The following is a 12,561-nucleotide window of genomic DNA, read 5'->3' as shown; positions in this document are numbered from 1 at the left end:
TGGTCTTTCCTCCACGTCAGCATGAGAGTGCGAGCGTGTCCCCGCTCGCCGTGGCGGACCGAAGGAGTGACGGTCACGGAAGGGCGACGGGGGCCGGCCGGGACCGCAGCCCGCCCCGGAGAATGTGGACACTGACGATCAGGGCCCAGAACGGGAAGACCAGTTCGGACCAGGGGATGCCCGGCGCCGCGAGGAGCAGCGTCAGACCGCAGAGGTAGCCCAGGATCGTGAGCGGGCGCGGAAGGACGGCGAGGCGATGCCCCATGGCCGAGGTCGTGAAGATGAACACGGCTGCCATCCGCATCGCATAGGTCGTCATCAGGGTGTACGCGAAGTCCCGTCCGAAGCCCACGTGCGGTGGGTTGGTGCCCGTGGTGGCTCCTGTGGCCAGCGCGCTGCCGGCGGCAGCGGCGGCGGCGAAGAGCGTGGCCACGAAGATCAGGCCACTGCCCAGGAACGCGGTGGCGATGAATCTGTCCTCCGCGTCTCCGACCCGCGCGCGCAGGGCGCCGATGAACCAGAGGAAGAAGATGCCGGCGAACGGAACGAGCCCGAGCGCCGTGTGCACCGCCTCGCGGCTCGACGGGTCGTCGAACGCACCGGCGTCGGCCTTGTCGGCCCCTTCGGGAAACGCCAGCCGGACCAGCACGATCGCTGCCGCGAGCAGCAGAGCGAAGATGATCCCGGCCGCGCCCGCAGCCCGGGGCGTCACCATCCGCTGATCGTTCGAGTCCATGGGCCGCTCGCTTTCTCCCCCTCACCAGCAAGCGGCCTCGTCCCCGGCGGCGCCACCGGGACCGCCCGTGCGGGTGACAGCGCCGCGGGCCGGAACCGATGTCCGACCGGTCCGGCCCGCGGCGCCTTTCCCGGCGTCGGGTCTTACGGTGTGCCTGCCGGGCGCACCACCATCGCCGAGCCGCCGCCACGTCGCACCTTCTCCGCCGCCGCGAGCCAGCGGCCGTCCGGCAGCCGCTGGATGCCCGTCGCCGCCCCGATTTCGGGGTTCTGGCGGAACGCGTGGCCCAGCGCCTCCAGTTCGGCACGGAGCGGGCTGTTCCACAGCGCCGGTTCGAGTTCGGTCGTCGCCTGGTTGCGCTGGCTCGCGCGCGGCGCGGCGATCGCCTCGACCAGCGGCAGGCCGCGGTCCACGACACCCGTCAGCGTCTGGAGCACCGTGGTGATGATCGTCGCGCCGCCGGGCGAGCCGAGCGCGAGCACCGGCCGGTCACGGTCGTCGAGAACGATCGTCGGGGAGATCGAGGACCGGGGGCGCTTGCCCGGTCCTGGCAGGTTCGGGTCGTGGACCGCCGGGTTGGCCGGGGCGAACGAGAAGTCGGTCAGCTCGTTGTTGAGCAGGAAGCCCCGCCCGGGCACGGTGATGCCGCTGCCGCCCGTCGACTCGATGGTCAGGGTGTACGCGACGACGTTGCCCCACTTGTCGGCCGCGGTCAGGTGCGTCGTGTTCTCGCCCTCGTACGTCGTCGGTGCCGCCGTACCGCCGCTCGCGCACGCCGCCGGGTTCCGCGGGTCACCGGGAGCGAGCGGGCTCGTCAGCACGGCGTCGTCGCGGATCAGGCACTCACGCGAGTCGGCGAACCGCTGCGACAGCAGCTCCCGCACCGGAACGTCCTCGAACGCCGGATCGCCGACCCACCGCCCGCGGTCCGCGAACGCGATCCGGCTCGCCTCGACGAAGCGGTGCAGGTACTTCGCCTGCGAGAGGCCCGAGAGATCCGTCCGCTCGAGAATGTTGAGCGCCTCGCCCACGCTCGTACCGCCCGAGGACGCCGGGCCCATGCCGTACACGTCCAGCCCCCGGTACGACACCTTCGTGGGCCGCCGCTGCTCCGTCCCGTACGCCGCCAGGTCGCGCAGCGTCAGGTCGCCGGGCCGCACGATCCGCGTGGCGCCCTCGCGCACGACCGGCTTGCGCACGGTGTTCACGATGTCCCGCGCGATCGCGCCCCGGTACAGGGTTCCGGTGCCCTTGTGTCCGAGCTCCTCGTACGTACGCGCGAGGCCCGGGTTCTTGAACACGGAGCCGACCACCGGCAGCTGCCCGCCCGGCAGGAACAGCTCGGCCGTCGCCGGGAAGTCGCGGAAGCGCGCCTCGTTCGCCTGGGTCTGGGAACGGAACGTGGCGTCGACGGTGAAGCCGTCCTTCGCCAGCCGCTCGGCCGGCCTCAGCAGCTGCCGCAGCGGCCTGCTCCCCCACGCGTCGAGCGCCGCGTCCCAGGTCGCCGGTGTGCCGGGCGTGCCGACGCCGAGGCCGCTGGTCATGCCCTCGTCGAAGGGTATGGGCTTGCCGTTCTCCAGGAAGAGGGACGCGTCCGCCGAGCCGGGCGCGGTCTCGCGGCCGTCGATCGTGTGGACCTTCCGCGACTTCGCGTCGTAGTAGACGAAGAAGCCGCCTCCGCCGATGCCCGCGGAGTACGGCTCTGTCACCCCGAGCGCGGCGGCCGTCGCCACCGCCGCGTCCACCGCGTTGCCACCGCCCCGCAGGACCTCGATGCCCGCCGCGGAGGCATCCGCGTCGACGCTCGCGACCGCTCCTCCGTAGCCGACGGCCACCGGCTCCTTGACCGGGACCGATTCCTTCGGCGGTGCGGGCGGCGCCGCCGGTGGCGCGGCCGCACCTCCCGCCGCCAGGACCGCCAGCGCGACGGCGGGAATCGTGACAAGACGAGCGGCAGTACTACGACGCATCCGTACCTCCAGCCGAAGAACGTCCGCGCAGCGTAACTACACCTCAGCCTTCCCGTCAGGACCGCATCGAACACCGTTCCGCCCGGCCCGCTAGCATGCGCGCCCATGAATGAAGACCTGCGCAACATCGTGCTCGGCGTCCTGGCCGCCGGTATCAGCGCCTCGTTCGGCTGGTTCGCCCGTAATTACCTCTGGCGCCGCAGGCTCCGCCGGAAGCAGGCCTTCTTCGGTCTGCCGGGGAACTCCGAGTGTCTGCTCGTGGTCAACCGTGAGGCGGGCAGCGAGGGCGCGGTGCACCGCTTCGACGTGTTCGCGCTCCTCGAGCTCTCCGCGCTCGTCAAGGACTGCGGCGCGCACGCCCAGATCATTCAGCACGATGTCGCCCAGCAGGGCTTCGGCGAGCGTACGGAGTTCTGCGTCGGCGGCCCGTACTCGAACCGCCGGATGGCCGCGCACCTCTCCTCGCTGCTCCCCGGCGTGAAGGTGAACACGGACGTGGAGCCGGGTCCGGACCGCGGCGCGTTCCAGATCGGCTCCGAGCGGTACCGCCTGGAGGCGGGCACCACCGAGTACGTCCTCCTCGCGCGGCTCACGGTGGGCGAGGGCGCGCGGCCCGTCTTCCTCTTCTGCGGTCAGCGGGCGATCACCAACCAGGCCGCCACCCGCTACCTGGCCCGTCACCACGAGAAGCTCGCCCGCAAGCACGGCACGAACTCCTTCGTCCTGCTGCTGAAGGTCGTCAACACGCAGGCGTACGGGCCCGATGTCGTCGAACTCGTCGCGGACGTCACCAAGGCGGCACAGGCCCCGGCGCCCGCCGTCCGCACCTCGCACCGCGCCGCAAGCTAGGCCCTGTCCGTGTCGGCCCCGCTGAGGCCGACCGGCAGCGACTTGATCCCGTTGATGAAGTTGGACACGAGTCGCCTCGGCGGCTCCGCGACGGTGACGAACGGAAGGATCTCCCGCACCTCCTCGTGCAGCACGCGGAGTTGAAGGCGCGCGAAATGCGCGCCCAGGCACACGTGCGGTCCGTCCCCGAAGGACACGTGCAGGTTCGGCGTCCGGGACAGATCGAGCCGGTACGGGTCGGCGAAGACCCGTTCGTCGTAGTTGGCGGAGGCGTGGAAGACGACGACCTTGTCGCCGGTGCGTACCGCCCGGCCGCCGAGTGTCGTGTCCCGGGCCGCCGTGCGGCGGAACGACAGCACCGGCGGGTGCCAGCGCAGCAATTCGTCGACGGCCGTGTCCACGCCCACCGCCCCAACCCTGAGCCGCCGCTGCTCGTCCGGGTGCGCGGCAAGCGCCAGGAGTCCGCCCGGGGCGGCGCTGCGGACCGTGTCGTTCCCGGCGACGGTGAGCAGGAAGAAGAACATCTCCAGCTCGGCGTCGGACAGTCCGGGCGCGGCGAGCGAGGTCATGACGTCGTCGGCGGGGCGGCGCCGTTTGTACGCCGCGAGCTCCTGTGCGTAGTCGAACATCTCGCGGAGCATCGCGGGCGAGCGCGGATTGACCGGCTTCCCTTCGCCGTCCAGCACGGGCGGCTCGTCCGGGTCCTGGTAGGCGATGACGCGTTCGGTCCACTTGAGCAGCAGACCGCGGTCGCTCTCCGGTACGCCGAGCAGATCGGCAAGGTTGAGCAGCGCGTAGTCGTCAGTGACGGCGGCGACCAGATCGACGACGGGGCCCGCGTCGCGGGCGGCTCCGAGCAGTTCCCGGGCGCGGGCCCGCGCGGCGGCCGTGAAGCGGTCGATACGGCCGGGGGTGAAGGCCCGGCTCACCAGCCGCCGCAGCCGGCCGTGGTCCGGAGGATCCTGATTGAGCATCATGCGGCGGATGAACGGCAGGTCCGCCGGGTCGGGGTCGCGGATCTGCGTCGCGCCGAGCCACGACGAGAAGCTCTCCGCGTCCTTGAGCACCCGGACGACGTCGGCATGACGGGTGACGGCCCAGAAGCCGGGGCCGGCCGGCCAGCCCAGCACCTCGTACTCGTCCTGCCAGGCCACCGGGTGACGGTCGCGCAGTTCATGGAAGGCGTCGTGGGGCAGCCCGGTCGCGTAGATGCGCGGGTCGAACACATCGGGGATCGCGGCCGATCGCCCCGGGCCGGTCACGCGTCCGCCCGCAGGAAGTCCTCGACGGTACGGATCAGCTGCAGCGGGGTCTCGTCCATCGCGTAGTGGCCGGCGGCCGCCAGCTCGGCGAGCTCGCCCCGCGCGTACCAGCGCAGCCAGGTGTCGCGCATCAGCCCGGCGCCCAGCGCGGGGTCGAGGGCGCCGACGACGGCGAGGGCCGGGACGGTCGAGCCCTCGACGTCGCCGTGGAAATCCTCGACCGCCCAGGAGTCGAGCCAGGCGCGGAAGGCCTTGGGGTCGCTGCGCCGCAACGACCGCTGCACCATGCGGTCCAGCCAGGCGGCGGGCCGCACCGAGCCGGTGGTGAGGTCGATGATGATGCGGCGGTTCGCCGGGCGCTCGGCGGCGTCCGCGAAAAGCCCCCACTGGTCCGGTGGCATCGGCAGCCCGCCGGCCGGGACGGGTGAGATCCCGACCAGCCGCCGCACCCGGTGGGGTGCGAGCACGGACACGCGCTGGACGACGGATCCGCCCATGGAGTGGCCGACGAGCGAGAAGCGGTCCCAGCCGAGCCGCCCGGCGAGCGCGAGCACATCGGCGGCTCCCTCGCCGGTGGTGTACGCGCCGGGGATGCCCATCGCCTCCCCGTAGCCGCGCAGGTCCACGAACGCGTACGTGAAGGAGGCCAGGTCCAGGTCGGGCAGTACGGGGGCGTAGGCGCCGCGGTCGGCGAACCAGCCGTGCACGGCGATGACGCGGTGCGGTCCTTCACCGAGCAGCGTGTGCGGAAGCACGAAAGGTGTCACGACGTCTCCGTTCGCCGGCTGCGTACGTACGAGACCACGGTGGCTGCCCTTTCGCGGAACCGCCAGGGTGCAGAACCGGCGCACTGTCCGACATATCACATCCGGCAACAGCGGAAATACCCGGCATATACGCAACCTCACCTCCTGCTGTGGCCTCTGTACCGGCGGAACACTTCGCAACGGAGGTTTTTGAGTTGAGCCGCAGCCGCTTCCAGATACGCCCGCGCACCACCGTCCGCCCCGCCGCCGTGCCCATGTGCGTCGCGGCCCTCGCGGTCGCGCTCACCGGGTGCTCCGGCGCCTCCGGCGCCGCGGCCTCGGACGACAAGGCGGCCGCCGACGGCAAGCCACGGACCAGCATCACGGTGAATCTGCGGGGCGAGCGGGCGAGCGCGGGCGAGCCGGTGAAGGTGACGCTCGCGGCGGGGAAGCTGAAGGAGGTCACGGTCACCGACTCCAAGGGCGGCAGGCTCACGGGTACGGTCTCGGGCGACGGCCGCACGTGGACATCGGCCCGCAAGGCCGCGCCCGGCACGGCCTACTCGGTGCAGGCGCTGGACGACCAGGGCGGTACGGCGACCGTGCGCTTCGCCACCGCCGCGCCGGACAAGGTCAACAAACTGACGCTCGCGCCCGGCAGGAACACCACGGTCGGGGTCGCCCAGCCGCTGTCGATCGTCTTCGACCGTCCGGTGCGGAACAAGGCGGAGGTCGAGAAGCACCTCAAGGTGACCACGTCGGACAACACCCGGGGTTCGTGGGGCTGGATGGAGGACTGGTCGGGCAGGTCCCGGGTGGACTGGCGGCCGAAGGACTACTGGAAGCCGGGCACCGAGGTCACGCTGAACGCCGAGCTGAACGGCATCGATTCGGGCGGGGACGGCGGCTGGTTCGTCCGCGACTACACCACCGGTTTCACCGTCGGCAAGCAGCAGCTGGTGAAGGTCGACCTCGACAGCCACCGGCTGAAGCTCTACCGGGACGGGGTGCAGATCAAGGACGTCCCGATGTCGGCCGGCACCCCCGGTGGTGAAAAGGCCTCCTGGCGCGGAACGGCCGTGCTGATGGCGAAGGAGGGCACGATCAACATGAACTCCGAGACGGTCGGGCTCGGTGACGCCTACGACAAGATGGTCGACTATTCGATGCGGCTGACCTGGTCGGGGATGTACGCGCATGCGGCGCCGTGGAACGCCGCGTACTTCGGCAACGCCAACCGGAGTTCGGGCTGCGTGGGGATGAGCGACGCGGACGCGTCGGCGGTCTACGGCGAGGTCCAGCTCGGCGACCCGTTCGAGATCACCGGCGGCGACGCCAAGGGCACCATCGCCCTCAACAACGGCTACGGGGAGTGGAATCTGAGCTGGGCCGATTGGCAGGCGAAGAGCTCCCTGCGCTGACCTCCGCCGGACCACGCCCAACAATCGTTACTCTCACGTAACTTACCGACCAGTTACCTAAGGTAAGACTAGCCGGTTACCGTCGGGTCACTTTGAGACTTGCATGAGTCAGGAGCGACCGATGGCCCACCCCCACAAGGCCCTGCGCACGACCACGACCGGCACCGTCTCCGCGGCCCTCCTGGCCGGGGCAGCCTTCGGGCTGGCCCCGGCCACTCCGGCGGCGGCCGACAGCCACCCCGGCATACGGTTCGTCGACATCCACGGCGACGGCGGCACCGTGCTCAAGGCCAACGTCGTCACCCCCGCGGACTCCGACGGCTCGCACACCTACCCGGTGATCGTGCTGCCGACCAGCTGGGCCACACCGCAGGTCGAGTACCTCGCGCAGGCGAGGAAGCTCGCCGACTCGGGCTATGTGGTGGTCAGTTACAACGTGCGCGGCTTCTGGCAGTCCGGTGGAGAGATCGAAGTGGCGGGGCCGCCGGACATCGCCGACGCATCGAAGGTCATCGACTGGACGCTCGCGAACACCCCTGCCGACCCGTCCAAGGTCGGCATGGCCGGTGTGTCGTACGCCGCGGGGATCAGTCTGCTCGCCGCCGCGCACGACGACCGGATCAAGGCGGTCGCGGCACTCAGCGGCTGGGCCAGTCTCACCGACGCCATCTACAGCGGCCGCACCCAGCACCTCCAGGCCGCGGGGCTGCTCGTCGGCGCGGGGTATCTCACCGGCCGCCCCAGCCCCGAACTCCAGCAGTTCACCAAGGACTTCCTCGGCTCGAACCTGGCCAAGGAGGACGAGATGATCGCCTGGGGGAAGAAGCGCTCCCCCGCCACGTATCTCGACCGGATCAACCGGAACGGCGCTGCCGTCATGCTCGGCAACGCCTGGGGCGACACCATCTTCCCGCCCAATGAGTACGCCGCGTTCTACGAGCGGCTCACCGTTCCCAAGCGGCTCGAGTTCCGCCCTGGCGACCATGCCACAGCCGAGGGCGCGGGTCTGCTCGGACTGCCCAACGACACCTGGACCAGCACCCACCGCTGGTTCGACCACTACCTGAAGGGCGCCGACAACGGCGTGGACCGCGAGCAGCCCGTCCGGATCAAGTCCCGCTCGGCCGGGGACTACGAGACCTATCCGGACTGGAAGTCGGTGGGGGCGGACACCCGGAAGATCGCCCTGGGCGGTACGAAGAAGATTTACGCAAACCTCGACTCGGGCGCCAACGGCGGCCTCGTGATGCTCTCCAGCACCCTGGACCAGTTCCTGAAGCTGCCCCCGGTCGCCTCGATCCCGCTGCTGCCGCGGTCGTTCGCCGCCGTCTGGCAGTCCGAGCGCGTCACGTCGGCGCAGCGGATCCGGGGAACCGTGAAGCTTCACACCACGGTCTCCAGCAACAAGGAGAGCGGCACCCTCGTCGCGTACCTCTACGACGTGGGACCGCTCGGCCTCGGCAAGCTGGTGAGCAACGCCCCGTACACCTTCCACGGCCGGACCCCGGGCCGGCCGTTCGCCGTGGACCTGGAGCTGTTCTCCACCGCCTACGACGTACCGGCCGGCCATCGACTGGCCCTGGTCGTCGACACCGTCGACCCGCTCTACATCGAGCACAACCCGTCCGGCGCGCAGCTGACCTTCTCCTCGCCCACGGCCGACCCGTCGTACGTGTCGGTCCCGCTGCGCGAGAAGTGATCTCCGGCTGCTGCCGGGCCGGGTCCGGCCGGGGCGACGCCCACGGCCTTTGTTTCAGGGACTGCGCATCCCGGTGGAGATCGGCGAGGCCGCCGTCATCACAGGGATGAACGGCACATCGTAGTCGAGTCGTCCGGCGTCTCGCGTGCCGCCGCAGATCCTGCGACTGAAGTTCAGGAGGACGTGCTTGTGCCCGCAGTGCTTGTTGACGTCACGCAGCTCGATCAACGGATCGACGCCCATACGCTGCCCTGCCCCATTTCTCAGCGGTGTCGGGTCAGCGCAAACTATCCAGCCCAACAAGGGACTTCACACTCGACACGCATAAATAGGGCATAAGCCGTATTTACTATTCCGCGGGCGGGCGGGGCCGTCAGGCCTCGGCCGCCTCCGCGTACACCTGGGACAGCTCCGGCGAGCCCTGCACCGCCCAGCCCAGCCCCGCCTCCACCACATTGATCTCGCGCCCCGACGCGAGCCGCACCACCGGATGGCCGCCTGGCCAGACATGCCAGGAGGCACCCCGGACGGTCCGCACGATCACGGTGCCGAGATAGAGCCCCGCGTCGTTGCCGACCCAGGGCAGCTCCTCCGGGTCGTCCCGCCAGCGCGGCGGCAGCTGGTCGAGGGCCTCCAACGAGGCAGGCGTGTCGTCCAGTTCCAGCCCTTGCTGCCCCGCCCGGACCCGCAGCAGCTCACATTCGGCGAGCAGCTCGGCCACGCCGTCGGGGTCGCCGCCCGCGGCGGAGGCCAGCGCCTGTCCGTCCCGCTCGTCGTCATGCCTTTTGCGCCAGTTGTCCAAGAAAGGGATGTTCATACCGATCAGCCTCGCATTCCCATGGACGGGCGCACCACATGGCGCGCGGGGCGGGCCCCGGAGGCCTGCGCCTGCCGGGGTCCCGGAGTCTCAGAGATCGAGATCGACCACGACCGGAGCGTGGTCCGATGCGCCCTTGCCCTTGCGCTCCTCCCGGTCGACATAGCTGTCCTTGACGGCCTTCGCGAACGGCTCGTTGCCGTACACCAGGTCGATGCGCATGCCCCGGTTCTTGGGGAAGCACAGCTGGCGGTAGTCCCAGTAGGTGAACGGGTGGTCGTACTTGAGCGGGCGCGGCACCACATCGGCGAGGCCCGCCTCGCGCAGACCGGCCAGCGCGGCACGCTCCGGCTCGGTCACATGGGTCATACCCTCGAAGAAGGACGGGTCCCACACGTCGTCGTCGGCCGGCGCGATGTTGTAGTCACCGAGCACCGCGAACGGCCGGTCGCCGGCGGCGTCCTCGGCGACGGCCTGCTTCAGCGCCTCCAGCCAGGCCAGCTTGTACACATAGTGCTCGTGGGCGACCTCCCGGCCGTTGGGCACGTACACCGACCAGACGCGGACCGGACCGCAGGTGGCGCTCACCGCGCGCGGCTCCTGCACACCGCCGTACGCCGGGCCGCCGGGTAGACCCATGACGACGTCGTCGAGCCCGGCCCGGGAGACCACCGCCACGCCGTTCCACCGGCCGTCGGCGTTGACCGCGGACTCGTAGCCGAGCTCCTTCAGGGCGTCGGTGGGGAACTGCTCCGCGGTGCACTTGGTCTCCTGGATGCACAGCACGTCGGTGCCGCTGCTCTCCAGCCAGGCGAGCAGGCGCGGCAGCCGGGCGGTGATCGAATTGACGTTGAACGTGGCGATGCGCATGCCGCAAGCGTAACCGCGGGGTGTGACAGTCAGCGGGGCCCCTCAGACGTCGGCCGAGTCCCCGGAGGCGAGCCTGCTGTGCTCGGCGCCGCCGAGGTTGCCGATGTGGGTGTCGTAGATGGGGCGCGCGAGCTCGGTCAGCAGGGCGTCGTGGATGTCGATGGCACGGCGCGGCTTGACCTCGCGTACGTAATCGATGACCTCGGAGACCTTGCTCCAGGGGGCCATCACCGGAAGCATCAGCGTCTCCACGGGCTGCGCGGGGACGGTCAGCGCGTCGCCGGGGTGGAAGACCGAACCGTCCACGAGGAAGCCGACATTGGTGATCCTCGGCAGATCCGGGTGGATGACGGCGTGGAGTTCGCCGTGCACCTGGACGTCGAAACCGGCGGCGGTGAAGGTGTCGCCGTTGCCGACGGTGTGCACCCGGCCGGGAAAGGCGGCCGAGAGCCGGTCGGCGACGCTGCGCAGGGTCCAGATCTCGGCGCCCGGCTGGGCGTCGAGGGCCACGCGCAGGCGCTGCTCGTCGAAGTGGTCCGGGTGCTCGTGCGTGACGAGAACGGCGTCCGCGCCGGCCGCGGCGTCCTCCTCGCTGAAGCCACCGGGGTCGATGACGAGCGTGCGCCCGTCCTTCTCGAGCCGGATGCAGGCGTGCGACTTCTTTGTGAGCTTCACCTGGGTGACCTCCCTCTCGGGTGCCGCGGCCTCCGGGGCCGCCGTGACCGGCCCCCTCCTGCGACCCTAGCGGCCGCGGCCCGCCGGGGCGCGGTCGCCAGGGTGCGGCGCCCGGAATCAGGGCTCCGCCCCGGGCCCCTGGGCGGGCCCGGTGCTGTCGGGTCGGCCCGCGTGTCCGTCCTCGAACGCCGGACAGGGCCTAGTCGCGCGGGGTCGTCTCCTCGCGGATCACCGCCTGGGCCACGCGGAACGCCGAGTTGGCGGCCGGGACGCCGCAGTAGACCGCCGCCTGGATGAAGACTTCACGGATCTCGACCGGAGTGAGACCGTTGCGCAGCGCCGCCCGCGTGTGGAAGGCCAGCTCCTCGAGGTGGCCGCCCGCGACCAGCGCGGTGAGCGTGACCGCGCTGCGGGTCCGCCGGTCCAGCCCGTCGCGGGTCCAGACCTCACCCCAGGCATAGCGGGTGATCAGCTCCTGGAAGTCGCCGGTGAAGTCGTCCGCCGCGGCCGTGGCCCGGTCCACATGCGCGTCCCCGAGCACCTCGCGGCGGACCTTCATCCCGGCCTCGTACGGGTCGGGGCGCACCGACCCGACGGCGTGCGGCTGCTCGGGGGCCGGGGCGATCTCGCCGACCGGGGTGACCGGCGCGGAGATGGAGGGGAACACCGGCGGCGCGGGGATCGCGGCCAGCGTGTCCTGCCAGGCCGACGAGAAGTGGCGTACCAGCAGATCGGTGACCGCGGCCGGCTGCTCCACGGGCGCGAGGTGGGAGGCGCCGGGGACCAGCGCGAGGCGGGCGTCGGGTATGCCGGCGACCAGGGTGCGGGCCTCGGCGGGCCCGGTGAGCTGGTCGTCGGAGCCGACCAGGACCAGGGTCGGGACGCCGACCCGGCCCAGCTCGGCGCGTACGTCGAAGGCGGCGAGCGCCTCGCAGGCGGCGATGTAGCAGCCGGGGTCGGTGGTCCGCACCATCTGGACGGCCCACTCGACGATCGCGGGCTGGGCGGCCGCGAAGCCCGGCGTGAACCATCCGTCGGGCGCGGTGCGGGCCATCGGGTCCAGTCCGTTCGTACGGACGATCACGCCCCGCTGTCGGAATTCGTCGGCGGTCCCGAACCGGGGCGAGGCCGCAACCAGCGCCAGTGAGGCGACCCGGTGCGGCAGCCGCAGCGCCAGGTCGATGCCGACGGCACCGCCGATCGAGCAGCCCACGTACCCGAAGCGCTGCACGCCGAGTCCGTCGAGCGTGGCGACGAGGCGGTCGGCGAGCTCGGTCACCGAGCCGGCGGGGTGCGCGGGGGCGCCGCCGTGGCCGGGCAGATCGAAGCGGAGGACGCGCCACTGCTGGGACAGCTCCGGTGTCTGGCGGTCCCACATGTGCCACGTGGTGCCGAGCGAGGGCCCCAGGACGAGTACGGGCGCGTCGTCCGGACCGTCGATCCGGTACTGCAGGGTCTTCGGGGGCGTAGGCGTCTGCGTCTCACTCACTCGCTCCACAGTAGTGAGCGGAGGCAC

Annotated in this window: 12 protein-coding genes; 3 read left to right on the top strand and 9 right to left on the bottom strand. The window is 71.1% G+C overall.

Going from position 1 to position 12,561, the window contains the following annotated elements; all coding sequences use genetic code 11:
- Nucleotides 1–73: 73 nt before the first annotated feature.
- Nucleotides 74–736: a hypothetical protein gene (locus ACWCXB_RS05705; RefSeq protein WP_450719335.1), complete on the bottom strand. Its 663-nt coding sequence runs from the start codon at nt 734–736 to the stop codon at nt 74–76.
- A 143-nt stretch (nt 737–879) separates the two neighbouring features.
- The gene (ggt, locus tag ACWCXB_RS05700; RefSeq protein WP_450719333.1) at nt 880–2,706 is read right to left on the bottom strand and encodes a gamma-glutamyltransferase; all 1,827 of its coding nucleotides are present in this window, start codon (nt 2,704–2,706) and stop codon (nt 880–882) included.
- 105 nt (nt 2,707–2,811) lie between these two features.
- On the opposite strand from ggt, the gene ACWCXB_RS05695 reads away from it, so the two are divergent.
- A complete protein-coding gene (locus ACWCXB_RS05695; RefSeq protein ID WP_450719331.1) occupies nt 2,812–3,555 on the top strand; it encodes a hypothetical protein in 744 nt (247 codons plus the stop codon).
- Here the strand turns inward: ACWCXB_RS05695 and ACWCXB_RS05690 are convergent.
- Nucleotides 3,552–4,817 carry a cytochrome P450 gene (locus ACWCXB_RS05690; RefSeq protein WP_450719329.1) on the bottom strand — a complete coding sequence of 422 codons (1,266 nt, stop codon included), beginning with the start codon at nt 4,815–4,817 and terminating at the stop codon, nt 3,552–3,554. The genes ACWCXB_RS05695 and ACWCXB_RS05690 overlap by 4 nt on opposite strands.
- On the bottom strand, nt 4,814–5,584 hold the full coding sequence (locus ACWCXB_RS05685; RefSeq protein WP_450719327.1) for an alpha/beta fold hydrolase: 771 nt from the start codon (nt 5,582–5,584) through the stop codon (nt 4,814–4,816). The genes ACWCXB_RS05690 and ACWCXB_RS05685 overlap by 4 nt, the downstream gene beginning before the upstream one ends.
- A gap of 254 nt (nt 5,585–5,838) precedes the next feature.
- Here ACWCXB_RS05685 and ACWCXB_RS05680 point away from each other — a divergent pair, with 254 nt between their 5' ends.
- Both ACWCXB_RS05680 and ACWCXB_RS05675 read left to right on the top strand, forming a co-directional pair.
- A complete protein-coding gene (locus ACWCXB_RS05680; RefSeq protein ID WP_450719537.1) occupies nt 5,839–6,984 on the top strand; it encodes an Ig-like domain-containing protein in 1,146 nt (381 codons plus the stop codon).
- Between the two features lie 121 nt (nt 6,985–7,105).
- Complete coding sequence (locus tag ACWCXB_RS05675; RefSeq protein ID WP_450719325.1) at nt 7,106–8,683, top strand: alpha/beta fold hydrolase; 1,578 nt, start codon at nt 7,106–7,108, stop codon at nt 8,681–8,683.
- A 54-nt stretch (nt 8,684–8,737) separates the two neighbouring features.
- Here the strand turns inward: ACWCXB_RS05675 and ACWCXB_RS05670 are convergent, their stop codons facing one another.
- From ACWCXB_RS05670 to pcaDC, 5 genes are all read right to left on the bottom strand, one after another.
- Nucleotides 8,738–8,926, bottom strand: coding sequence for a hypothetical protein (locus ACWCXB_RS05670; RefSeq protein ID WP_450719323.1), 189 nt, complete (start codon nt 8,924–8,926; stop codon nt 8,738–8,740).
- A gap of 130 nt (nt 8,927–9,056) precedes the next feature.
- Complete coding sequence (locus ACWCXB_RS05665) at nt 9,057–9,500, bottom strand: DUF6278 family protein (RefSeq protein ID WP_450719321.1); 444 nt, start codon at nt 9,498–9,500, stop codon at nt 9,057–9,059.
- A gap of 90 nt (nt 9,501–9,590) precedes the next feature.
- On the bottom strand, nt 9,591–10,370 hold the full coding sequence (locus tag ACWCXB_RS05660) for an exodeoxyribonuclease III (protein ID WP_450719319.1): 780 nt from the start codon (nt 10,368–10,370) through the stop codon (nt 9,591–9,593).
- A gap of 42 nt (nt 10,371–10,412) precedes the next feature.
- Nucleotides 10,413–11,045: an MBL fold metallo-hydrolase gene (locus ACWCXB_RS05655; RefSeq protein ID WP_450719317.1), complete on the bottom strand. Its 633-nt coding sequence runs from the start codon at nt 11,043–11,045 to the stop codon at nt 10,413–10,415.
- A gap of 199 nt (nt 11,046–11,244) precedes the next feature.
- Nucleotides 11,245–12,534, bottom strand: coding sequence for a bifunctional 3-oxoadipate enol-lactonase/4-carboxymuconolactone decarboxylase PcaDC (gene pcaDC / locus ACWCXB_RS05650; protein ID WP_450719315.1), 1,290 nt, complete (start codon nt 12,532–12,534; stop codon nt 11,245–11,247).
- Nucleotides 12,535–12,561 lie beyond the last annotated feature (27 nt).

Source organism: Streptomyces sp. NPDC001514 (assembly GCF_053597075.1).
This window is presented reverse-complemented; position numbering and strand designations above follow the sequence as displayed.